18 protein-coding genes and 1 pseudogene are annotated in these 23,933 nt (G+C 60.2%); 12 read left to right on the top strand and 7 right to left on the bottom strand.

The genetic code is table 11. The features are described from left to right. Positions 1-5: 5 nt before the first annotated feature. The gene (locus PFAS1_RS20970) at positions 6-1,925 is read right to left on the bottom strand and encodes an ATP-binding cassette domain-containing protein (protein ID WP_076030376.1); all 1,920 of its coding nucleotides are present in this window, start codon (positions 1,923-1,925) and stop codon (positions 6-8) included. Between the two features lie 213 nt (positions 1,926-2,138). Between PFAS1_RS20970 and PFAS1_RS20965 the strand changes: the two genes are divergently transcribed. After that, positions 2,139-4,067 (top strand): transglycosylase SLT domain-containing protein, encoded by a 1,929-nt coding sequence (locus tag PFAS1_RS20965; protein ID WP_076030375.1) that lies wholly within the window; start codon positions 2,139-2,141, stop codon positions 4,065-4,067. A gap of 69 nt (positions 4,068-4,136) precedes the next feature. Here the strand turns inward: PFAS1_RS20965 and PFAS1_RS20960 are convergent. Further along, positions 4,137-4,697, bottom strand: a pseudogene (locus tag PFAS1_RS20960) (Fic family protein); the annotation flags it as partial. A 134-nt stretch (positions 4,698-4,831) separates the two neighbouring features. Beyond that, positions 4,832-6,607 carry an ABC transporter transmembrane domain-containing protein gene (locus PFAS1_RS20955; RefSeq protein ID WP_198044920.1) on the bottom strand — a complete coding sequence of 592 codons (1,776 nt, stop codon included), beginning with the start codon at positions 6,605-6,607 and terminating at the stop codon, positions 4,832-4,834. Positions 6,608-6,867: 260 nt separating this feature from the next. Here PFAS1_RS20955 and PFAS1_RS20950 point away from each other — a divergent pair, with 260 nt between their 5' ends. Then, positions 6,868-7,047, top strand: coding sequence for a PA1571 family protein (locus PFAS1_RS20950; protein WP_076030374.1), 180 nt, complete (start codon positions 6,868-6,870; stop codon positions 7,045-7,047). 158 nt (positions 7,048-7,205) lie between these two features. Here the strand turns inward: PFAS1_RS20950 and pdxB are convergent, their stop codons facing one another. Next, entirely contained in the window at positions 7,206-8,348 is a 1,143-nt protein-coding gene (gene pdxB / locus PFAS1_RS20945) for a 4-phosphoerythronate dehydrogenase PdxB (protein WP_076030373.1), read from the bottom strand. A gap of 334 nt (positions 8,349-8,682) precedes the next feature. Here pdxB and PFAS1_RS20940 point away from each other — a divergent pair, with 334 nt between their 5' ends. Then, complete coding sequence (locus PFAS1_RS20940; RefSeq protein WP_074875109.1) at positions 8,683-10,092, top strand: MATE family efflux transporter; 1,410 nt, start codon at positions 8,683-8,685, stop codon at positions 10,090-10,092. On the opposite strand, the gene tusA is transcribed toward PFAS1_RS20940, so the two are convergent. Together tusA and rlmM are read right to left on the bottom strand one after the other, a co-directional pair. Continuing rightward, the gene (tusA, locus tag PFAS1_RS20935) at positions 10,089-10,340 is read right to left on the bottom strand and encodes a sulfurtransferase TusA (RefSeq protein ID WP_007907805.1); all 252 of its coding nucleotides are present in this window, start codon (positions 10,338-10,340) and stop codon (positions 10,089-10,091) included. The two genes, PFAS1_RS20940 and tusA, sit on opposite strands and share 4 nt — an antisense overlap. Positions 10,341-10,535: 195 nt before the next feature. After that, the gene (gene rlmM, locus PFAS1_RS20930) at positions 10,536-11,609 is read right to left on the bottom strand and encodes a 23S rRNA (cytidine(2498)-2'-O)-methyltransferase RlmM (RefSeq protein ID WP_076030372.1); all 1,074 of its coding nucleotides are present in this window, start codon (positions 11,607-11,609) and stop codon (positions 10,536-10,538) included. A 222-nt stretch (positions 11,610-11,831) separates the two neighbouring features. On the opposite strand from rlmM, the gene acnA reads away from it, so the two are divergent. The 3 genes from acnA (at position 11,832) to PFAS1_RS20915 (ending at position 17,205) form a co-directional block, all read left to right on the top strand. Next, complete coding sequence (acnA, locus tag PFAS1_RS20925; RefSeq protein ID WP_076030371.1) at positions 11,832-14,573, top strand: aconitate hydratase AcnA; 2,742 nt, start codon at positions 11,832-11,834, stop codon at positions 14,571-14,573. A 171-nt stretch (positions 14,574-14,744) separates the two neighbouring features. After that, positions 14,745-15,536 carry a CPBP family glutamic-type intramembrane protease gene (locus PFAS1_RS20920; protein ID WP_076030370.1) on the top strand — a complete coding sequence of 264 codons (792 nt, stop codon included), beginning with the start codon at positions 14,745-14,747 and terminating at the stop codon, positions 15,534-15,536. 103 nt (positions 15,537-15,639) lie between these two features. After that, a complete protein-coding gene (locus PFAS1_RS20915; protein ID WP_076030369.1) occupies positions 15,640-17,205 on the top strand; it encodes a methyl-accepting chemotaxis protein in 1,566 nt (521 codons plus the stop codon). 204 nt (positions 17,206-17,409) lie between these two features. Here the strand turns inward: PFAS1_RS20915 and PFAS1_RS20910 are convergent, their stop codons facing one another. Beyond that, entirely contained in the window at positions 17,410-18,087 is a 678-nt protein-coding gene (locus PFAS1_RS20910) for an alpha/beta family hydrolase (protein WP_076030368.1), read from the bottom strand. A 95-nt stretch (positions 18,088-18,182) separates the two neighbouring features. Here PFAS1_RS20910 and ccoN (PFAS1_RS20905) point away from each other — a divergent pair, with 95 nt between their 5' ends. The 6 genes from ccoN (PFAS1_RS20905) to ccoO (PFAS1_RS20880) all read left to right on the top strand — a co-directional run bounded on the left by ccoN (PFAS1_RS20905) (position 18,183) and on the right by ccoO (PFAS1_RS20880) (position 23,932). Further along, positions 18,183-19,607, top strand: a complete 1,425-nt coding sequence (ccoN, locus tag PFAS1_RS20905; RefSeq protein ID WP_076030367.1) for a cytochrome-c oxidase, cbb3-type subunit I — start codon at positions 18,183-18,185, stop codon at positions 19,605-19,607. A 10-nt stretch (positions 19,608-19,617) separates the two neighbouring features. After that, the gene (gene ccoO / locus PFAS1_RS20900; protein ID WP_074875099.1) at positions 19,618-20,226 is read left to right on the top strand and encodes a cytochrome-c oxidase, cbb3-type subunit II; all 609 of its coding nucleotides are present in this window, start codon (positions 19,618-19,620) and stop codon (positions 20,224-20,226) included. A gap of 9 nt (positions 20,227-20,235) precedes the next feature. Beyond that, positions 20,236-20,448, top strand: a complete 213-nt coding sequence (locus PFAS1_RS20895; protein ID WP_418329259.1) for a cbb3-type cytochrome oxidase subunit 3 — start codon at positions 20,236-20,238, stop codon at positions 20,446-20,448. Further along, on the top strand, positions 20,445-21,398 hold the full coding sequence (ccoP, locus tag PFAS1_RS20890) for a cytochrome-c oxidase, cbb3-type subunit III (protein ID WP_074875094.1): 954 nt from the start codon (positions 20,445-20,447) through the stop codon (positions 21,396-21,398). The genes PFAS1_RS20895 and ccoP overlap by 4 nt, the downstream gene beginning before the upstream one ends. Before the next feature lie 483 nt (positions 21,399-21,881). Next, complete coding sequence (gene ccoN, locus PFAS1_RS20885; RefSeq protein ID WP_008157290.1) at positions 21,882-23,324, top strand: cytochrome-c oxidase, cbb3-type subunit I; 1,443 nt, start codon at positions 21,882-21,884, stop codon at positions 23,322-23,324. After that, entirely contained in the window at positions 23,324-23,932 is a 609-nt protein-coding gene (gene ccoO, locus PFAS1_RS20880; RefSeq protein WP_017337535.1) for a cytochrome-c oxidase, cbb3-type subunit II, read from the top strand. The genes ccoN (PFAS1_RS20885) and ccoO (PFAS1_RS20880) overlap by 1 nt, the downstream gene beginning before the upstream one ends. The last annotated feature ends 1 nt before the right edge of the window (position 23,933 follow it).

Genomic DNA, 23,933 nt, shown 5'->3' with positions numbered 1-23,933 from the left:
ATCAATCAGGCATCCAGCTCGGCCCAACGCTCGACCATTATGTCGTGCTCAGCCTGCAACTGCTCCAACTGAGCAATCACGGCAGCGGTCTCGGCCGCAGGACGCTGATAAAAACCGGCATCGGCCATTTGCGCCTCGACGGTAGCGATCTGCTGCTCCATGGCTTCGATCTGGCCCGGCAACATTTCCAGCTCACGCTGCAACTTGTAGCTGAGCTTCTTCTTCGCCACCGGCGCTTCGACTGCAGCAGCAACTGGCGCAGCTTCGGCCGTCACGACAGCGGAGGTCAGGTCGGCTTTGCCGGACTTGCTCTCGGTCACGCCCAGCAGGCGCGGCGAGCCGCCCTGACGCAGCCAGTCCTGATAACCACCGACGTATTCGCGAACCTTGCCTTCACCTTCGAAGACCAGGGTGCTGGTGACCACGTTGTCGAGGAATGCCCGGTCGTGACTGACCATCAGCACGGTGCCGTTGAAGGTCAGCAAAACTTCTTCCAGCAACTCGAGGGTTTCGACGTCGAGGTCGTTGGTCGGTTCATCGAGGACCAGCAGGTTCGCCGGTTTGCTGAACAGTTTCGCCAGCAGCAGACGGGCACGCTCACCACCGGACAGCGCCTTCACCGGCGTGCGGGCACGCTGCGGGCTGAACAGGAAATCGCCGAGGTAGCTCAGCACGTGGCGGCTCTGACCATCGATATCGATAAAGTCGCGACCTTCCGCAACGTTGTCAATTACGGTCTTTTCCAGGTCCAGCTGATGACGCAACTGGTCGAAGTAGGCCACGTCGATGCGCGTCCCCTCTTCCACGGTGCCGCTGGTGGGTTGCAGACCGCTGAGCATCAGCTTCAGCAGCGTGGTTTTGCCGGTACCGTTGGCGCCCAGCAGACCGATACGGTCGCCGCGCTGCAGGACCATCGAGAAATCCTTGATCAGGAACGGGCCGCCCGGGTGAGCGAAGCTGACGTTCTCGAGGACCATCACCTGCTTGCCGGACTTGTCGGCGGTATCCAGCTGGATGTTGGCCTTGCCGGTGCGCTCACGACGCTCGCTACGCTCGTTGCGCAGGGCTTTGAGGGCGCGTACGCGGCCTTCGTTGCGGGTGCGGCGAGCCTTGATGCCCTGGCGGATCCAGACCTCTTCCTGGGCCAGTTTTTTGTCGAACAGCGCGTTGGCGGTGTCTTCAGCGGCCAGCGAGGCTTCCTTGTGCACGAGGAAGCTGGCGTAGTCGCCGTTCCAGTCGATCAGGCCACCGCGATCCAGTTCGAGAATGCGGGTAGCGAGGTTCTGCAGGAATGAACGGTCGTGCGTGATGAACAGCACGGCGCCCTGGAAATCCTTCAGCGCTTCTTCGAGCCAGGCAATTGCACCGATATCCAGGTGGTTGGTCGGTTCGTCGAGCAGCAGCAGATCGGGTTCGGAAACCAGAGCCTGAGCCAGCAGGACGCGACGACGCCAGCCGCCGGACAATTCGGCGAGGGTCTTGTCGGCCGGCAACTGCAGACGGCTCAACGTGCTGTCGACCAATTGCTGCAAACGCCAGCCGTCACGGGCTTCGAGGTCGTGCTGGACGTGCATCAGTTTGTCCAGATCGGCGTCGGTGACGATGTTCTGGCTGAGGTGGTGATACTGCGCGAGCAGTTCGCCGACGCCGTCCAGGCCTTCGGCCACCACGTCGAACACGGTCCGCTCGTCGGCTACCGGCAATTCTTGCGGCAATTCGCCAATCTTGAGGCCGGGTGCGCGCCAAACGGAGCCGTCATCGGGCTTCTGGTCGCCCTTGACGAGCTTCATCATGCTGGACTTGCCAGTGCCATTGCGGCCGATGATGCACACCCGCTCACCACGGGCGATCTGCCAGGACACCTTGTCCAACAACGGCGTAGAGCCGAAAGCAAGGGACACATCGCTGAATTTGAGCAGGGTCATGAGCTTCTCCAAAAACCGGGCGCGCATTCTACCTGAATTGAGGCTTCAGAAGGCCGGCAATTTCACCTTCGCGACACTCTGCATGACAAATGTTGCGAACTGATGCTGACAGGCCGGCAAAGCTTTCGCCCGCTGCTGGCAAAAGGCTAAGCTACAGATAATTCAGCGCGGGCATTGCCGGCGCTTGTCATGATTTCTCTGCCCGGACGTCTCATGCGCAGTCGCCTTTTAAGTTTTTTATCCTGTTTTCTTCTTTCTGCCACTGCCGTTCAAACCGCCCAGGCGGTGGACCTGTCCACTCAGCGCCAATATTACGATGAAGCCAAGCGCGCTCTCGCCAAGGGGGATAGCGGTCCTTATTTCCGTTACAGCCAGGCCCTCAGCGATTACCCGCTGGAGCCGTACCTGGCGTATGACGAACTGACCGCACGCCTGAAAACCGCGAGCAATGCCGAAATCGAGAAATTCCTCGCCGAGCACGGCGACCTGCCCCAGGCCAACTGGATGAAATTGCGCTGGTTGCGCTGGCTGGCCGAACGCGGCGACTGGGCGACCTTCGTCAAGTACTACGACCCCAAGCTCAATTTCACCGAACTGGACTGCCTGAACGCGCAGTATCAGATCGGGCATAACCAGAAAGCCGAAGGTTACGCCAACGCCAATAAACTCTGGCTGACCGGCAAATCCCAACCTGCCGCGTGCGATGCGTTATTTGGACAATGGGCTGCCGAAGGCCAGTTGACCGAGCAGAAACGTTGGGAACGCACCAAACTTGCCGCCCAGGCACGCAACTATCCGCTGGCTAACAGCCTGGTCAACAGCCTGTCCACCCTCGCCCCTCGCGGTCGCTTGCTGATTGATGTGGCGCAGAAACCCGAGCTGCTCAATCAACCGTCGCGGTTTACCCCGGCCGACGAGCCAATGTCCGACATCGTCAGCCTCGGCCTGCGCCGCCTGGCCAAACAGGATCCGGACAAGGCGATGGCCTTGCTCGACGGCTATGCCAGCAGCATGCACTTCTCGCGAGACGAAAAAGTGGCCATCGCCCGGGAAATCGGGCTGACCCTTGCACGACGTTACGACAGCCGCGCGCTGGACGTGATGACCAAGTACGACCCGGAGTTGCGGGACAACACCGTTTCTGAATGGCGCCTGCGCCTGCTATTGCGTCTGGCCCGTTGGGATGATGCCTATCAATTGACGCGTCGCCTGCCTCAGGATCTGGCCACCACCAACCGCTGGCGTTACTGGCAGGCTCGCAGCCTGGAACTGGCCCAGCCACAGAATCCGGAAGCACAGACGCTGTACAAGAACCTGGCTCATGAGCGCGACTTCTACGGCTTCCTGGCCGCCGACCGCTCGCAATCCCCCTATTCGCTGAACAACAAACCGCTGGTGCTCAGCCAGGCGCTGATCAACAAGGTGCGCAATACCCCCGGCATACGACGCGCCCTGGAATTCCATGCTCGCGGGCAGATCGTCGATGGTCGTCGCGAGTGGTACCACGTCAGCCGCCACTTCAACCGCGACGAGATGGTCGCCCAGGCGAAACTGGCCTACGACCTGAAATGGTATTTCCCGGCAATTCGCACCATCAGTCAGGCGAAATACTGGGACGACCTGGATATCCGCTTCCCGATGGCCCACCGCGAAACCCTGGTCCGTGAAGCCAAGGTCCGTGGACTGCACTCGAGCTGGGTATTCGCCATCACCCGCCAGGAAAGTGCCTTCATGGCCGACGCCCGCTCCGGCGTCGGCGCCAGCGGCCTGATGCAACTGATGCCCGGCACCGCCAAGGAAACCGCGCGCAAGTTCAGCATTCCACTGGCCTCGCCGCAGCAAGTGTTCGATCCGGACAAGAACATCCAGCTCGGCGCCGCCTACCTGAGCCAGGTCCACAGCCAGTTCAACGGCAACCGCGTCCTCGCCTCCGCCGCCTACAACGCCGGCCCCAGCCGCGTGCGCCAGTGGCTGCGTGGTGCGGACCACCTGAGCTTCGACGTGTGGGTGGAAAGCATCCCGTTCGACGAAACCCGTCAGTACGTGCAGAACGTGCTGTCGTACTCGGTGATCTACGGCCAGAAGCTCAACTCACCGCAGCCGTTGGTGGATTGGCATGAGCGCTATTTTGACGATCAATGAACCTTCGAAGCACTGACAAAAATGCCCGCACCAATTGATGCGGGCATTTTTTATTCGCGTCCAGAACGACTACGCCGACTTGAGCCGTGCGGCAATCCGCTTGCCATGCTGGGTCAGTCGATATTTTTGAGCAGGGCTGCTTGGCGACCCGGGATTGGTCATTTCAATCAAGTTGGCAGCCAATGCGGGCCTGAGATAGTTAGCCCGAAAGGTCGCCTTGTGAGCCAAACCGACCTCTGTCATTAAGTCGCTGATTTTAAGCGGGCCGTTAATATGGAGCGCTGAAAGCAATTTCCCTACTGAGTCGCTTACCAGGTCGGTTACTGGGTCGGTTACTGATTCACCAAGGGCTGCTTCCTCAAGCGCGAGACTCAATGCTTGCAGCATGAACTCGACAAAAGGCGTCGCCTCAGCCAACTGATCAGCCGCCGACAATGCCGCGTAATAAGCATCCTGCTGATCTCGAATGACCGCTTCGACAGGCAAATATGCCAACACCGGGCGCCATTGACTGAGTATCAAAGTCTGCCAAAGACGGCCCATGCGTCCGTTACCGTCAGTGAAGGGATGGATGAACTCGAATTCGTAATGGAAGACGCATCTGATGATTAGCGGATGCCAATCAGTCGCCGAGCATCCCCGCGACCAACGCCAACATTCTGGTGGTCAGGGTCAACGGGGGTTGATAACGACTCATATCTCTTTCCAGGCTCGCAACTGGGGTCGACATAATGCCCGACTCCGGCAACATTCAGCAGCTCTCATCACGCGGCCTCATGTCCATCGTTAAACTGCAACGCCGCCAACCGCGCATACAGCGCGTTGCTCGCAATCAATTCCTGATGCGTCCCCACCGCCACCAGTTTCCCTTGGTCCATCACCGCGATCCGGTCAGCATTCTTTACCGTCGCCAGCCGGTGGGCGATGACCAACGTGGTGCGGTTTTTCATCAGGCTCGGCAGGGCTTGCTGGATCAGGTGTTCGCTCTGGGCGTCGAGAGCGCTGGTGGCTTCGTCCAGCAGCAGGATCGGTGCGTCCACCAGCAATGCCCGGGCGATGGCCAGGCGCTGGCGTTGGCCGCCGGACAAACCGAGGCCACCGTCGCCAAGGTGGGTCTGGTAGCCGTTGGGCATCTGTTCGATGAAGTCGTGGGCGTAGGCGATTTTCGCCGCTTCCTGAACCTGGGCCAGGGTGGCCGTCGGGTTGCCGTAGCGAAGGTTCTCTTCGATGCTGCCAAAGAACAGCGCCGGGGATTGCGAGACCAGGGCGAAGCAGCGGCGCAAGTCCAACGGATCGAGTTGAGTCAACGGCACGCCGTCAAGCAGGATGCGTCCTTCGGACGGGTCGTAAAAGCGCAGCAGCAAGTCATACACCGTCGACTTGCCGGCACCGGACGGCCCGACCAACGCGAGGGTTTCGCCGGCATTGATCGTCAGATTCAAACCATCGACCGCATAGCTTTCGGGACGCGACGGGTAGGAAAAGCGCACGTCTTGCAGCACCAGGTCACCCTTCACCCGTTCAGGCAAAGTCACCACGCCAGTGGTCGGTGGCCGGATGATGTTTTCCGAGCGCAGCAACTCGGCAATCCGCTCGGCGGCGCCGGCGGCACGTTGCAGTTCGCCAATCACTTCGCTCAACGTGCCGAATGCACTGCCGACAATCAGGCTGTAAAACACAAACGCCGCCAGCTCGCCCGCGGAAATCCGCCCGGCGATCACATCCATTCCGCCGACCCAGAGCATTACCCCGACGGCGCCCAGCACCAGCACAATCACCAGGGTAATCAGCCAGGCCCGCTGGAAGATCCGCTTGCGAGCGGTGTTGAAGGCCTCCTCCACCGTGACGGCAAAGCGCTGCTCATCCTGAACTTGATGGTTGTAAGCCTGCACGGTTTTGATCTGGCCCAGGGTTTCGGAAACATAGCTGCCGATATCGGCAATCCGGTCCTGGCTCAGGCGCGACAGACTACGCACCCGACGGCCGAAGATCAGGATCGGCGCGATCACCAACGGCAACGCGACCACCACGATGCTGGTGAGTTTGGGGTTGGTGATAAACAGCAGGACAATCCCGCCGATCACCATCAACAGGTTGCGCAAAAACAGCGACAGCGAAGAGCCGATCACCGATTGCAGCAGCGTGGTGTCAGCGGTCAACCGCGACTGGATCTCGGAGCTGCGGTTGTCTTCGTAGAACCCTGGATGCAGGTAAATCAGATGGTTGAACACCTGACGACGGATGTCCGCGACAACGCGCTCGCCGATCCATGAGACCAGGTAAAAACGCGCGAAGGTGCCAATCGCCAGCCCCACCACCAGCAACATAAACAAGCCGATGGACTGGTTGAGCAAATGCGGCGACTGGGTCATGAAACCCTGATCCACCAGCAGGCGAATCCCCTGCCCCATGGACAAGGTAATACCCGCCGTCACGATCAATGCGAGCAAGGCACCGACGGCCGGCCAGCGATAAGGCGCGATGAAACGCAGGGCCAGGCGCATGGCGCGACGGTGACGGGAAGAGAGGATGGAGATCATTCGATGGCGCAACCAATAGGGTTTGACGCGCTCAAGCCTACACCGGTCGATAGGATTGAACGCTGTAAATCAAAATGAGTCAGGTTAAATATGACCGCAAAGACTAGGCCCTAGACGGTATTGGTCTAAAGTCCGGGTGGCAACGCCGCGGCATTTCTGGTGGACTGATGTTGCCGCCCTGGAAAGATCGCAAGAAGCTGTCACAGCCCGGTCACGTGGCGGTTCTACAGTTAGTACACAACCTGATGAGGAGACAGGCCATGTCCTTGCAAAACAGCAGCGAAGACAAGATTCCAGTGATCCGCACGCAGCCAGACCAGTCTTTGGGTTGCTCGATTATCGATGAGGATGGGCACGAAGTACCGATCACTGAAAACATGATCCAAGACGCTTGCCGCGAACTGGAAAAGCGATTGGTCAAGCCTGCCGAACAAGAGTGATATAGCCATCGTCTTCTTGACCCGGCCTCTGATGGCCGGGTTTTTTATGGCTGCTGATCCAAAATGGAGGTGCAGCCATTCGCGAGCAGGCTCGCTCCCACAATACGACTGAGATTAATGTGGGAGCGAGCCTGCTCGCGAAGGGGCCAACTCGATGCTCAGACAGCCGAAGCACCCAACGCCGCCACAATCTTCTGCAATGCCGGCGAATCCCCCTCGATCCGCACCCGCAACCCATCAATCTCACGCCGCAATAGGTAATGTTTGCGCAGTGAATCGAACGCCGCACGCTGTTCGCTCACATTGCCTACAAGGCTGCGACGGAAATCCGCATCGTCGCGGCGCGGGTCGTACACGCCACGGCACAACATGGCCAGCGACCAGGCCGGATCGCTGTTGGCGTTCAAGGTCACTTGCGACAACCAGGGCGCGGGCAGCAAATCGTTCAAGTTGATCGGGGCCGCTTGCCCGAGAAAAGCGCAATAGGCCTGATAGATCTGCGCAGTCCCACGTTGTCTGCCATCGAGGCTGTAACCGGCAATGTGCGGCGTCGCCAGCACGCAGAGTTCGGCCAAGGCCACATCGACCTCCGGCTCGCCTTCCCAGACGTCCAGCACTGCTTGCAGGTCTTCACGCTGCAGCAGCACCTCGCGCAGCGCGGCGTTGTCCACCACCGGGCCGCGACTGGCGTTGATCAGCCAAGTGCCGGGCTTGAGCTGGTTCAAGCGGTTTTTATCCAACAGATGCCAGGTCGACTGGGCACCGTGTTTCTTCAACGGCGTGTGCAGACTGATGACATCGCACTGCTCGATGATCTGTTCGAGGCTGACGTAATCGCCACCTTCTGCCGCTTGCCTTGGCGGATCGCAGACCAGCACGTTCCAGCCCAGACCTTGCAGGACCTTGACCAGTCGGCCACCCACTTCACCGGCACCGACGATGCCGTAGGTGCGTTGTGCCAGGTCGGCGCCTTCGATTTCGGCCAGGGTCAGCAGACTGCCAAGCACGTAGTCGACCACGCCGCGAGCGTTGCAGCCGGGAGCGCTGGACCAGGTGATGCCGGCCCGCTGAAAGTAATCCAGATCCAGGTGATCGGTGCCGATGGTGCAGGTGCCGACAAAGCGGACCTTGCTGCCTTCGAGCAACGCGCGGTTAACGTTGGTCACCGAGCGCACCAGCAGCACATCGGCCTGTTCGACGGTGGCGCGGTCGATGGAACGTCCCGGCACCCGGCGGATTTCACCGAAACCTTCGAAGAAGGCATCGAGCAGCGGGATATTTTCGTCGGCAACAATCAGCATGGCAGGCTCCTTTGGCGGATCGGCAGTGTAGGCGGAGATGGCCGTAGTGGGCCAGCGCGCATTAGGGGTCATCACACCCCCTGTGGCGAGGGGATTTATCCCCGTTGGGCTGCGAAGCAGTCCCAGAACCTGTGCACGCGGTGTGTCTGTAATAACGTGGATTCAGGAATAGGGGCTGCTTCGCAGCCCAACGGGGATAAATCCCCTCGCCACAGGGGATCTCGGACACCATTAGTCTTCGATTACAAATCCCTAACACAGCTCTTTTCCTGACCACTGCGTCAGGGCGTAGAATGCGCCGCCTTGCGCATCAATACCTCTGGACGTTTCGCCCTTGAATTCCGTGACTGACCGCCCCGCCGCTACTTCCCTCACCCGCCCGGCCCGGGTTCGCCTGGAGCTGAAAAACCTGCTCGGCCTGGCCTTGCCGATCATGATCGCGCAGCTGGCGACCACCGCCATGGGCTTCGTCGATGCGGTAATGGCGGGCAGGGTCGGGCCACGGGATCTGGCGGCAGTGGCGCTGGGCAACTCGATCTGGGTGCCGGTGTTTCTGTTGATGACCGGCACGCTGCTGGCAACCACCCCGAAAGTCGCCCAGCGTTTCGGTGCCGGCACCCACAGCGAAATCGGCCCGATCGTGCGCCAGGCTCTGTGGCTGGCATTGGTGGTGGGCTTGATGGCGACCGGCATGTTGTTCAGCGCCGAACCGATTCTGCACATCATGAAGGTCGATCCCGAATTGATCGGCCCGTGCATGCAATACCTGCACGGCATCGCCAGTGGTTTGCCCGCCGTTGCCTTCTACCATGTGCTGCGCTGCTTCAGTGATGGACTGGGACGTACGCGCCCGGCCATGGTGCTGGGGCTGTGCGGACTGGCGTTGAACATTCCGCTGAATTACATCTTCATCTATGGCCACTTCGGTGTGCCGGCCATGGGCGGTGTCGGTTGCGGTTGGGCCACGGCGATCGTGATGTGGGTAATGGCGCTGGGCATGGCCGGGTGGGAGCGCTGGGCGCCAGCGTATCAGTCGAGTGAGTTGTTCAGCCGTTTCGACTGGCCGCAGTGGTCGGTGATCAAACGCCTGCTGGGCATCGGCCTGCCGATCGGCATCGCGGTATTTGCCGAATCGAGCATCTTCGCGGTGATTGCGCTGCTGATCGGCAGCCTCGGCGCCACCGTGGTCGCCGGGCACCAGATCGCGCTGAACTTCAGCTCGTTGGTGTTCATGATCCCCTACTCCTTGGGCATGGCCGTGACCGTGCGAGTCGGTCAGGCGCTGGGCCGCGAGGAGCCACGTGAAGCCCGCTTCGCCGCCGGTGTCGGCATGGGCACCGCCCTGGCTTATGCGTGCTTGTCGGCGAGCCTGATGCTATTGCTGCGTGAACCCATTGCTGCGATTTACACCGCCGACCCGACGGTGATTCATGTCGCGGCGATGCTGATTGTGTATTCGGCGCTGTTCCAGTTTTCCGACGCGATCCAGGTGACGGCTGCCGGCGCGTTGCGCGGCTATCAAGACACGCGGGTGACGATGATCCTGACGCTGTTCGCTTACTGGGGCATTGGTCTGCCGGTGGGTTACGCGCTGGGCTTGACCGATTGGTTCGGCGCGCCGAGCGGCCCGAGCGGGCTGTGGCAGGGATTGATCGTGGGCTTGAGTTGCGCGGCGTTGATGCTGTCGATCCGCCTGACGCGCAGTGCACGCAAGCGGATCCGCATCAGCCATTCGGCGGGTTAAGCGAGTTTCTTGCGGATCCAGTAGAGGTAGGTGCCTGCCTCTTCGTGCTGCGCCACCAGTTCGTGGTCGAGAAAGACGCAGAACTTGGGAATGTCGCGACGGGTCGACGGGTCGGTGGCGATCACCTTGAGCAAGCCGCCGGGCACCAGGTCACGGATGTGCTGGTGCAGCATCATCACCGGTTCCGGGCAGTTGAGGCCGGTGGCGTCGAGGGTGCCGTCAACCGGCGTATCAATCATTTCACTCATGATTCACTCCTGAAACTTGCCGGCATTGTCGCGCATTGCCGGGTGTTCGGTCATCTGTGGCGTTACACCGCTGATCGTTCCCACGCTCTGCGTGGGAATGCATCCCGTGACGCTCCGCGTCACATTCAAAGGCGGAACGCGGAGCGTCCCCGGCGGCATTCCCACGCAGAGCGTGGGAACGATCAGTGTGCAAGATCAGCGGGACTTGGGTTTCTTCACGTCGAGCCGGCGCAGGTGGCAGGTTACTTCTTCACGGTCGTGATACAGCTGCTTGCAGCCGATTTCGACCCGAATACCGCGTTCCTTGAACCCGTCGGCAATGCGTTCCAGCAAGCGCTTCACTTCGGCATAACGCTGTTTCATCGGCAGTTTGAGGTTGACCACCGCTTCGCGGCAATGCCCCTCGCCAATCCACTCTTCCAGCATCGCGGCGTTGCGCGCCGGTTTCTCGACGATGTCGCAGACCATCCAGTCCACCGGTTGCTTGGGCTTGAAGGTGAAACCGTCGGCCATCAAGTGTTGCACCAGACCAGTGTCCATCAGGCTTTCGGCCATCGGGCCGTTGTCGATCGCAGTCACCAGCATGCCGCGATTGACCAGTTGCCAGGTCCAGCCGCCGGGAGCGGCGCCAAGGTCAACGCCGGTCATGTCGCTGTGCAGGCGCTCATCCCATTGATCGCGTGGGATGAAATGGTGCCAGGCCTCTTCCAGCTTCAGCGTCGAACGACTCGGCGCTTCACGGGGGAACTTCAGACGTGGAATGCCCATCGGCCACATCGCCGAGTTGTTCGACTCGGCCAGCCCCATGAACACTTCGCGGCCACTTTTGAAGGTCAGCAGCAGGCGCGGCTTGTGGGCGTCTTCCACCAGTTTGCCAGCGGCCATCAGCGCCTTGCGCAAGTGACCTTCGAACTTTTTGCAGAAGTTCGACAGCTCCTTGCCATCATTGGTGTCGACCATTTCCAGCCACAGACTGCCGCACAGCGGGAAGTCGGCCATGTGCGCGAGGATCACGCTGATGCGGTCGGTTTCCGGCAGATCGATGAAGATCCCGCGAGCCCACTGGCGCGGGAAGATCAGATCGGCGAAACGCTGGCCACGCATCAGGCGCTCGGCACCGTCTTCTTCGGTGCAGATGAATTCGGCGCAGGCGCTGGCGGTCTTGGCCTTGGCATAACCGACCACGTTCAGCCGCGCGGCGTGTTCGGAAATCTCGGAACAGACTTCGCCTTCGAAGCCCGGCCGGCAATGCATAAAGAGGGTGTTCATTCTTACTCCTGGGCAGATGGCGAGAAATTCAACCACTGCGCGATGCCCAGACTTGCGTTGAAGCAAAGCCTGTCACGAAAACCGGCGCATGATAGCCGAGTTCGGAACCCTGGGCTTGGCCATAGAGTCCAGTTATTAGCGTTAACGAATGAACAGGGCTAGGTTAAAGGCTCTGTCTGTCCCGTCAGTCCGTAGCCGTGCGGACTCAAAGGAGTCATTTCAATGCCGTCCCTCGATAGCCTGAAAACCCTTAAAACCTTACAAGTCGACGACAAGACCTATCACTATTTCAGCTTGCCGGATGCCGCCAAAAGCCTGGGCGACCTGGACAAGCTGCCCATGTCGTTGAAAGTGCTGCTGGAAAACCTGCTGCGCTGGGAAGATGCAAAAACCGTCACCGGCGCCGACCTCAAGGCGATTGCCGCCTGGCTCAAGGAGCGTCGCTCCGACCGCGAAATCCAGTACCGTCCCGCGCGGGTGTTGATGCAGGACTTTACCGGCGTTCCCGCGGTGGTCGATCTGGCCGCCATGCGCGCCGCGATGGCCAAGGCCGGCGGCGACCCGCAGCGTATCAATCCGCTCTCCCCCGTGGACCTGGTGATCGACCATTCGGTGATGGTCGACAAATTCGCCAGCGCCAGCGCCTTCGAACAGAACGTCGACATCGAAATGCAGCGTAATGGCGAACGTTATGCGTTCCTGCGCTGGGGCCAAAGCGCCTTCAACAACTTCAGCGTGGTGCCGCCGGGCACGGGGATCTGCCACCAGGTGAATCTGGAATACCTGGGGCGCACGGTCTGGACCAAGGACGAGGACGGTCGCACCTACGCCTTCCCCGACACCCTGGTCGGCACCGACTCCCACACCACCATGATCAACGGCCTCGGCGTACTCGGCTGGGGTGTCGGCGGGATCGAAGCGGAAGCGGCGATGCTGGGTCAACCGGTGTCGATGCTAATCCCGGAAGTGATCGGCTTCAAACTCACCGGCAAGCTCAAGGAAGGCATCACCGCCACCGACCTGGTGCTGACCGTCACCCAGATGCTGCGCAAGAAAGGCGTGGTCGGCAAATTCGTCGAGTTCTACGGTGACGGCCTCGCCGACCTGCCGCTGGCCGACCGCGCGACCATCGCCAACATGGCCCCGGAATACGGTGCCACCTGCGGCTTTTTCCCGGTGGATGACATCACCCTGGACTACCTGCGTTTATCCGGTCGCAGCAGCGAAACCGTGAAACTGGTCGAGGCCTACAGCAAAATCCAGGGCCTGTGGCGCCTGCCGGGCCAGGAACCGGTGTTCACCGACAGCCTGGCGCTGGACATGGGCAGCGTCGAAGCCAGCCTTGCCGGGCCGAAACGCCCACAAGACCGGGTATCGCTGCCGCATGTCGCGCAAGCGTTCAGTGACTTCGTCGACCTGCAATTCAAACCCACCAGCAAGGAAATCGGTCGTCTCGAAAGTGAAGGCGGCGGTGGTGTCGCGGTGGGCAATGCCGACCTGGCTGGTGAAGCCGACTACGAGTACGAAGGTCAGACCTATCGATTGAAAAACGGTGCGGTGGTGATCGCGGCGATTACCTCCTGCACCAACACTTCCAACCCGAGCGTGATGATGGCCGCCGGCCTGGTGGCGAAGAAAGCCGTGGAAAAAGGCCTCAAGCGCAAACCGTGGGTCAAGAGTTCGCTGGCCCCAGGCTCGAAAGTGGTCACTGACTACTACAAGGCTGCCGGCCTGACTCAATACCTAGATGAACTGGGTTTTGCCTTGGTCGGTTACGGCTGCACCACCTGCATTGGCAACTCCGGGCCATTGTCGGAGCCGATCGAAAAAGCCATTCAAGCCGCCGACCTGACCGTCGCCTCGGTGCTATCGGGCAACCGCAACTTCGAAGGCCGCGTGCATCCGTTGGTGAAAACCAATTGGCTGGCCTCCCCACCGCTGGTCGTCGCTTATGCCCTGGCCGGTACGGTTCGCATCGACATCAGCAGCGAGCCGTTGGGTACCGACAAGGAGGGCAATCTGGTGTATCTGCGGGACATCTGGCCAAGCACCAAGGAAATCGCCGACGCGGTGAACCAGGTCAATACCGCGATGTTCCACAAGGAATACGCCGAAGTGTTTGCCGGCGATGAGCAATGGCAGGCAATCGAAGTGCCGCAAGCGGCGACCTATGTCTGGCAGGACGATTCGACGTACATCCAGCATCCACCATTCTTCGACGACATCGGCGGGCCGCCGCCGGTGGTCAAGGACGTCGCCGGTGCCAGAGTCCTCGCGCTGCTGGGTGATTCGGTGACCACCGACCACATCTCCCCGGCCGGCAACATCAAGGCCGACAGCCCCGCAGGCCACTACCTGCGCGACAAAGGTGTGGAACCACGGGACTTCAACTCCTACGGCTCGCGACGGGGCAACCACGAAGTGATGATGCGCGGCACCTTTGCCAACATCCGCATTCGTAACGAGATGCTCGGCGGCGAAGAAGGCGGCAATACGATTTACATTCCCACCAGGGAGAGGATGCCGATCTACGACGCGGCCATGCGTTATCAAGCCTCGGGCACGCCGCTGGTGGTGATTGCCGGGCAAGAATACGGCACCGGTTCGAGTCGCGATTGGGCGGCGAAGGGCACCAATCTGTTGGGGGTCAAAGCGGTCATTGCGGAAAGTTTCGAACGAATTCACCGTTCCAACCTGGTGGGCATGGGCGTGTTGCCGTTGCAGTTCAAGCTGGATCAAAACCGCAAGAGCCTGAACCTGACCGGCAAGGAGACGCTGGATATTCTAGGTTTGACCGGCGTGGAGCTGACGCCGCGGATGAACCTGACGCTGGTGATCACCCGTGAAAACGGCAGCCGCGAGAAAGTCGAGGTGTTGTGCCGGATCGATACCCTCAATGAGGTGGAGTACTTCAAGGCCGGGGGGATTTTGCATTACGTGTTGCGGCAGTTGATTGCCTCCTAATAGCCAACTGACACAGACACCGCCTTCGGGCGGTGTTTTTGTTTGCAGGGTGTACGTCTCTATAATCGCGCGCCGCAAAATGCGGACAACACCTGCCAATGTGGGATCGCCGCACCGCTGCTCCCACATTGACCGAGGCGCTTTGCACACTTCTGGACACAAGGATTTTCAATGATTGGCCTGCCATGGATCTACCTGTCCCTTCTTACTATTGGCTATGGCCTGGCCCTGACCTACGGCCATCTCGGCTGGCTCGCCGGGATTTCCGTCGCGCTGCTGCTGACTGCCGGTTTTGCGGTGCGCCAACAACAGGTGCGGATCGGCCACTACCTCGGTCATGGCTTGTTCATTTTCATGGCATTGGCGTTGGCGCTGCACTGGCTCCCTGGGTTCTACAACGGTCGCGGGATCAACCCTCAACGTTTTACCGATGATGCCGTGACGTTCGCCTTGTACCTGAATCTGGACAAGCCCCTGATCGGTTTCTGGCTACTGCTGGTCTGCCCGTGGATTGTCGGCCGGCGTTCGCTGCGCCTTGGCGTTTATGCCACTGCGCTGTCGCTGTCCCTGGGTGCCGTGCTGGCCTTGGGTGGCGCGCTGTTGCTGGGCGTGATCATCTGGGCACCAAAGTGGCCGGATCAAGCCTGGCTGTGGCTACTGAACAACCTGCTGCTGGTGACGCTGGTCGAGGAAGCGCTCTTTCGCGGCTATATTCAGGGCGGTCTGACCCGGTGCTTCAAAAACCTGCCCTACGGTGAAAACCTCGCCCTGCTCCTCGCCTCGCTGCTGTTCGGCCTGGCGCATGTGGGGGCCGGCTGGCAATGGGTGTTGCTGGCGAGCCTGGCAGGTGTCAGCTATGGTCTGGCCTACCGTTTTGGTGGCTTGGGTGCGGCCATCGCCACCCATTTCGGCCTGAACCTGCTGCATTTCGGACTGTTCACCTATCCGATGCTCGCCAGCTGACGCAAGGGTCGTTTTGCGACGCGCCACTGATTACTGAAAAATAATCTCAATAAATGGCTGACGATGCCGACAACCCGTCAAAGCCTTGCGGATTGAAAAAGCCATGCGTAACAACCAGCCAATTACACAACGCGAACGGACCTTCCCGGCTCAGCAACGGTTGATTTCCACCACCGATGCCAAGGGCGTGATCACCTACTGCAACGACGCCTTCGTCGAGATCAGCGGGTTTTCTCGTGAGGAGCTGGTCCGTGCGCCGCATAACCTGGTCCGTCACCCTGACGTCCCGGCCGCGGTATTCGCGCACATGTGGGGCACACTGAAACAAGGCTTGCCATGGATGGGCATTGTCAAGAATCGCTGCAAGACCGGTGATCACTACTGGGTTAACGCCTATGTCACGCCGGTTTTCGAAGGCAATCAGGTGGTCGGTTACGAATCGGTGCGGGTCAAGCCCACCGCCGAGCAGATCCGCCGTGCCGAAGCGCTCTACCAACGCATCAACCAGGGCAAGTCGGCGATTCCTTCAACGGACAAATGGCTGCCGGTGCTGCAGGACTGGTTGCCGTTCATTCTGGTCAGCCAACTGAGCTTCATGATCGGTGCGTCGCTCAATTCCCAATGGGGTTTTGCGTTGGCCGCCGGTCTGTCGGTGCCATTGGGTCTGTTGGGCTTGAGCTGGCAACAGCGCGGCCTCAAGCGTCTGCTGCATCTGGCTGGGCAGACCACCTCCGACCCGCTGATCGCGCAGATGTACACCGACAGCCGCGGCGCTCAAGCACGCTTGGAGATGTCGATCCTCAGCCAGGAAGCCCGCCTGAAAACCTGCCTGACCCGTCTGCAGGACACCGCCGAGCACCTGAGCGAACAAGCGAAACAGTCCGACACCCTGGCTCACAGCAGCTCCACTGGCCTGGAACGTCAGCGTGTCGAAACCGAGCAAGTGGCCACTGCCGTCAATCAGATGGCCGCCACCACGCAGGAAGTCGCCAGCCACGTGCAGCGCACGGCCGATGCGACTCAGGAAGCCAATCGCCTGACCGGTCGCGGTCGCGACATCGCCGGGGAAACCCGCGAAGCCATCCAGCGCCTGTCGGTGGTGGTGGGTGAAACCGGGCTGACCGTGACCCAACTGGCCAAGGACAGCGACGAAATCGGTGGCGTGGTCGATGTGATCAAAGGCATCGCCGACCAGACCAACCTGCTGGCCTTGAACGCCGCCATCGAAGCGGCTCGTGCCGGTGAGATGGGTCGCGGCTTTGCGGTAGTGGCTGACGAAGTTCGCCAACTGGCGCAACGCACCAGCGAATCCACCGGGCAGATCCACGCCCTGATCGCCAAGCTCCAGCAAACCGCCAGCACCGCGGTGCAAACCATGGAGGCTGGCCATCGCCAGGCGGAAGAAGGTGTGGCGCGGGTACTGGAAGCGGATCAGGCACTGGTTGGGATCAGCGAAGCGGTGGCCAACATCACCGACATGACCACCCAGATCGCGGCGGCGACCGAAGAGCAAAGCGCTGTCGCCGAAGAGATCAGCCGTAACATCAGCAACATCTCGCACCTGGCGGATCAGACCTCGGAACAGGCACAACACTCGGCATTGTTGAGTGAAGAGCTGACGAAGACGGCGAATACCCAGTATTCGTTGGTGGAGCGGTTTAACCGCTGATCGCTGCTGTAAAAAATAAAAACCGGGAGGCGATACTTCCGGTTTTTTTATTGCCAACCCGACAATGATGGTGCCGGTCAGGGCCTCTTCGCGAGCAAGCCCGCTCCCACAGGGTTTAGTGTTGAACACAATTATCGAACAACACCACCAATCACTGTGGGAGCGGGCTTGCTCGCGAAGAGGCCCTGACCGGCCCCCCAAATATCACAGAAGAAATGCCGCTACCTTGCCCGCCGCAGCCGTCAAATGCTGCTCATGGGTAAACCCGGAAGCCTTCAACGGCTTCAAATCATGATCCCCCGCGACCAGCCAGAACACCTCGATACTCGGTGCCAACGTGTAAGCCTCGACGGCCTCACGATTGCCTAACGCATCGCGCTCGCCCTGCACGATTAACGTCCGCGTCTTCAGCCCGGCCAAATGCTCGACCCGTGGTTTCTCAGGTTTCCCTACCGCATAAAACGGATATCCGAGGCACACCAACGCATCGGCCTCCAGTTCATCCGCCAACAAACTCGCCATCCGCCCGCCCATGGACTTGCCGCCAATGGCCAGACGCCCAGCGACATGGCGTCGCACCACGGCATAGACCTCACGCCAGCACTCGAGCAGTTTCGGCGCTGGGTTCGGTGGACGTTTACCCCCATCAACACGCCGTTGCGCCATGTACGGAAACTCGAAGCGCAGCACGTTGATCCCAGATGCAGCAAGGCGCGCAGCCATGTCGTTCATCCAGGCGCTGTCCATGGGTGCGCCGGCACCGTGAGCGAGAATCAGCGTCGCCGATGCTGGAGTGGTGGCGGCATTCCATAACCATCCATGATCCCGTACACACCGCGCCCATTGATCCTCGTCAATACTGGCCTTGTGCTCTTTGTCCATGCTTGCCTCGCTTTTAGTCTGCCTATAACTCCAGGCGAAGGGAGCGTTGCCTTGCGCAATCGCCCTCACTTCGGCTGAACCGTGGATGGGGAACCATGAACACTTCTATCAGTACCGCCTACAACTACAAGGTGGTCCGCCAATTCGCCATTATGACGGTGGTGTGGGGCATCGTCGGAATGGGGCTCGGGGTTTTTCTCGCGGCTCAATTGGTCTGGCCTGAACTCAACTTCAATCTGCCATGGACCAGCTTCGGGCGCCTGCGCCCGCTGCACACCAACGCAGTGATCTTCGCCTTTGGCGGTTGCGCCCTGTTCGCCAGTTCGTTCTATTCGGTGCAACGCACCTGCCAGACTCAACTGTTTGCGCCGAAAATCGCCGCGTTCTGCTTCTGGGGCTGGCAAGTCGTGATTCTGCTGGCCGCTATCAGCCTGCCGCTGGGTTACACCAGCTCCAAGGAATACGCTGAACTGGAATGGCCGATCGACATTCTGATCACCATCGTCTGGGTCGCCTACGCCGTGGTGTTCTTCGGCACGCTGGCCAAGCGCAAAACCAAGCACATCTACGTCGGCAACTGGTTCTTCGGTGCTTTCATCATCACCGTGGCGATTCTGCACATCGTCAACAACCTTGAGCTGCCGGTGAGTTTCACCAAGTCCTACTCGGTGTACGCCGGTGCGACCGATGCGATGGTTCAGTGGTGGTACGGCCACAACGCCGTAGGCTTTTTCCTCACCGCCGGTTTCCTCGGGATGATGTACTACTTCGTGCCGAAACAGGCCGAGCGTCCGGTGTATTCCTATCGCTTGTCGATCGTGCACTTCTGGGCGCTGATCACCCTGTACATCTGGGCCGGTCCGCACCACTTGCACTACACCGCGCTGCCGGACTGGGCTCAGTCGCTGGGCATGGTGATGTCGCTGATCCTGCTGGCGCCGAGCTGGGGCGGGATGATCAACGGGATGATGACGCTCTCGGGCGCCTGGCATAAGTTGCGCAGCGACCCGATCCTGCGCTTCCTCGTGGTCTCGCTGGCGTTCTACGGCATGTCGACCTTCGAAGGGCCGATGATGGCCATCAAGACGGTCAACGCCCTCTCCCACTACACCGACTGGACCATCGGCCACGTTCACGCTGGCGCCCTCGGTTGGGTCGCGATGATCTCCATCGGCGCGCTGTACCACATGATTCCGAAAATCTTCGGTCGCACGCAGATGCACAGCATCGGCCTGATCAACGCGCACTTCTGGCTCGCGACCATCGGCACCGTGCTGTACATCGCTTCGATGTGGGTCAACGGCATTGCCCAGGGCCTCATGTGGCGCGCGGTCAACGAAGACGGCACGCTGACCTACTCCTTCGTCGAAACCCTGGTGGCCAGCCACCCAGGCTTCGTCGTGCGCCTGGTAGGCGGTGCGATCTTCCTCAGCGGCATGTTCCTGATGGCCTACAACACTTGGCGCACCGTGCGGGCCTCGCAGCCTGCCGAAGCCGCCGCTGCCGCGCAGATCGCCTGAGGAGTCCGTCATGAAACACGAAACAATCGAGAAAAACGTCGGCCTGCTGATGCTGCTGATGGTGTTGGCTGTGAGCATCGGCGGTCTGACCCAGATCGTCCCGCTGTTCTTTCAGGACGTGACCAATAAACCAGTGGAAGGCATGAAGCCCTACACCGCGCTGCAACTGGAAGGTCGCGACATCTACATCCGAGAAGGCTGCGTTGGTTGCCATTCGCAGATGATCCGCCCGTTCCGTGCTGAAACCGAACGTTATGGTCACTACTCGGTGGCGGGTGAAAGCGTCTGGGATCACCCGTTCCTCTGGGGCTCCAAGCGCACCGGTCCGGACCTGGCCCGCGTCGGCGGTCGCTACTCCGAAGACTGGCATCGCGCGCACTTGTACAACCCGCGCAACGTGGTACCGGAATCGAAGATGCCGGCCTACCCGTGGCTGGTGGACAACAAGGTCGATAGCAGCCACACCGAAACCAAGATCCGCGCCATGCGCACCCTCGGCGTGCCGTACACCGATGAAGACATCACAGGTTCAGTCGCCTCGCTCCAGGGCAAGACCGAAATGGACGCGCTGGTCGCTTACCTGCAAGTGCTCGGCACATCCATCAAGAGCAAGAGGTGAGCCATGGCCATGCCCTTTGAAATCGTAAGCGTAATGAGCAGTGGAATAATCCGCGGCCTGGGCACGGTCGTGGTGTTCCTGGCCTTCGTCGGCCTGACGCTGTGGGTGTTCAGCAGAAAGCGCAATCCGGAATTCGCCGAAGCGCGCTTGCTGCCGTTCGCCGATGAACCCCTGCCCGATGACGCCACCCAAGAACCTGAAACAAGGAGTACCCGGCCATGACCACTTTCTGGAGTACGTGGATCTGCGTACTGACCATTGGCAGCCTGATCGGCTTGACCTGGCTGCTGATCGGCACCCGCAAGGGCGAAACCAAGGGCAGCGTCGATCAGACCATGGGCCACAGCTTCGACGGCATCGAGGAGTACGACAACCCGCTGCCGCAATGGTGGTTCCTGCTGTTCGCCGGCACGCTGGTGTTTGCCGTCGGTTATCTGGTGCTTTATCCGGGCCTGGGCAACTGGAAAGGCATTCTGCCGGGTTACGAGAACGGTTGGACCGGCGTCAACGAGTGGGAAAAGGAGATGAACAAGGCTGACGCGAAGTTCGGGCCGATCTTCGCCAAATTCGCGGCGATGCCCGTGGAAGAAGTGGCCACGGACCCGCTGGCGTTGAAAATGGGCGGTCGCCTGTTTGCCTCCAATTGCGCGGTTTGCCACGGCTCGGATGCCAAGGGCGCTTTCGGCTTCCCGAACCTGGCGGACACCACCTGGCGCTGGGGCGGCAACGCCGAAACGATCAAAACCACGATCATGGGTGGTCGCATGGCCGCGATGCCGGCCTGGGGTGAAATCCTGGGTGATGCCGGGGTGAAAAACGTTGCGGCTTATGTGCGCCATGACCTGGCCGGACTGCCGTTGCCTGCCGACAACGGCGCCGATCTGCACGCCGGACAGCAAGCGTTCAGCACCATGTGCGTAGCCTGTCATGGGGCAAACGGCAAGGGCACTGAAGCCATGGGTGCGCCGAACCTGACGCAACCGGCCGGCTTTATCTACGGTACAAGCCTGGCGCAGTTGCAACAGACCATTCGTCATGGCCGCCAAGGTCATATGCCGGCGCAGAACGAACTGCTCGGCAACGACAAAGTGCAACTGCTGGCGGCTTACGTTTACAGCTTGTCCCACGGTTTGAGCACCGAACGTTTGCAGGCTGAAGGCAAACACGAATAAATCTCGACTGCTCTGCTGCCGCATTCTCCCGGATGCGGCAGTTCCCTGCCCCTTTGCGACCAAGTGTCGCACCCCTGCGCTGGTCCTCCTTTCAGTTCCCCGGATTCAGGTCTAAGCTTCCCCCGATGCGGACTGGCATGAGCCGGTTCCAGGTCGACCCGACCCGATGTGTTCGACGAATCTACTCGATGACAGGCCGCAAAGGCTGGTAGATACCGGCTGTCATGCCAATTGCCATCTGTCACCCGATCGTCGGGTTTGAACACACCCCGTTACATCCGACCTGACCCCCTCACCCATTTCGTCTGCTGCGACATTTTGCCCTTGGCCAATTTTGTCCTTACGCGGCGCATGGAAAGGCCGCAGAATCAGCTTTTGAAAGCATTGACCCAGGTCATGGCGCGTTGCAATGACCCCCCGCTTTCTCCATACTTGCGGCCGATTTTTACTCCTAATAAAACACCCAAACCGTGGAACCTTAGAATGAGCACAGCAATCAGTCCGACTGCTTATAACTATAAGGTAGTCCGCCAGTTCGCCATCATGACGGTGGTCTGGGGGATCCTTGGCATGGGGCTTGGTGTCTTCATCGCCTCACAGCTTGTATGGCCGGAATTGAACTTCGGTCTGCCGTGGACGACTTTTGGACGCTTACGCCCGTTGCACACCAACCTGGTGATTTTCGCCTTCGGTGGTTGTGCTCTGTTTGCCACTTCTTATTACGTCGTGCAGCGAACCTGCCAAACGCGACTGATTTCCGACAGCCTCGCCGCCTTCACCTTCTGGGGTTGGCAAGCGGTGATCGTCGGCGCGATCGTTACCTTGCCGCTGGGTTACACCACCACCAAGGAATACGCGGAACTGGAATGGCCCCTGGCTATCCTGCTGGCCATCGTCTGGGTTACCTACGGTCTGGTGTTCTTCGGCACCATCACCAAGCGCAAGACCAAGCACATCTATGTGGGTAACTGGTTCTACGGTGCCTTCATCGTTGTGACGGCGATGCTGCACATCGTCAACCACGCCTCCCTGCCGGTCAGTTTCTTCAAGTCCTACTCGGCCTACGCCGGTGCGACTGATGCGATGATCCAGTGGTGGTACGGCCACAACGCGGTGGGTTTCTTCCTGACCACGGGCTTCCTGGGGATGATGTACTACTTCGTTCCGAAGCAGGCCGAGCGTCCGATCTACTCCTATCGCCTGTCGATCGTGCACTTCTGGGCGCTGATCACCCTGTATATCTGGGCCGGTCCGCACCACTTGCACTACACCGCGCTGCCGGACTGGGCTCAGTCCCTGGGCATGGCGATGTCGATCATCCTGCTGGCACCGAGCTGGGGCGGCATGATCAACGGCATGATGACCCTGTCAGGCGCCTGGCATAAGCTGCGCACCGACCCGATCCTGCGCTTCCTCGTGGTATCGCTGGCGTTCTACGGCATGTCGACCTTCGAAGGCCCGATGATGGCCATCAAGACCGTCAACTCGCTGTCCCACTACACCGACTGGACCATCGGCCACGTACACGCCGGTGCCTTGGGCTGGGTAGCGATGATCTCGATCGGCGCGATCTACCACATGATCCCGAAACTGTTCGGTCGTGTGCAGATGCACAGCATCGGCCTGATCAACACGCACTTCTGGCTCGCAACCATCGGTACTGTTCTGTACATCGCTTCGATGTGGGTCAACGGCATCACCCAGGGTCTGATGTGGCGTGCAATCAACGACGACGGCACCCTCACCTATTCGTTCGTCGAAGCGCTGCAAGCCAGTCATCCTGGTTTCATCGTTCGCGCCCTGGGCGGTGCGTTCTTCGCCAGCGGCATGCTGTTCATGGCCTACAACGTATGGCGTACCGTACGTGCCTCGAACCCGGCTGAAGCCAAAGCTGCTGAACAGATTGCTGTAGTTGGAGCTCACTGATGAAGCATGAAGCAGTCGAGAAGAACATTGGCCTGCTGGCCTTCTTCATGGTTATCGCCGTCAGCATCGGCGGCTTGACCCAGATCGTTCCGCTGTTTTTCCAGGACGTCACCAACAAGCCGGTCGAAGGCATGAAGCCTCGCACCGCCCTTGAACTGGAAGGCCGCGACATCTACATCGCCAACGGTTGTGTCGGCTGCCACTCGCAGATGATCCGCCCGTTCCGTGCTGAAACCGAACGTTACGGCCACTACTCGGTCGCCGGTGAAAGCGTCTGGGACCACCCGTTCCTGTGGGGTTCCAAGCGTACCGGCCCGGACCTGGCCCGTGTCGGCGGTCGTTATTCCGATGACTGGCAGCGTGCGCATTTGTACAACCCGCGCAACGTGGTGCCTGAGTCGAAAATGCCGGCCTACCCGTTCCTCGTGGAAAACAAGCTCGACGGCAAAGACACCGCCAAGAAAATGGAAGTCTTGCGCACGCTCGGCGTCCCTTACACCGACGAAGACATCGCCGGTGCCCAGGATGCTGTGAAGGGCAAAACCGAAATGGACGCGCTGGTGGCCTATCTGCAAGGCCTGGGCACCATCATCAAAAGCAAACGGTGAT

Source organism: Pseudomonas frederiksbergensis, from assembly GCF_001952935.1.
Lineage (GTDB): Bacteria > Pseudomonadota > Gammaproteobacteria > Pseudomonadales > Pseudomonadaceae > Aquipseudomonas > Aquipseudomonas frederiksbergensis.
This window is presented reverse-complemented; position numbering and strand designations above follow the sequence as displayed.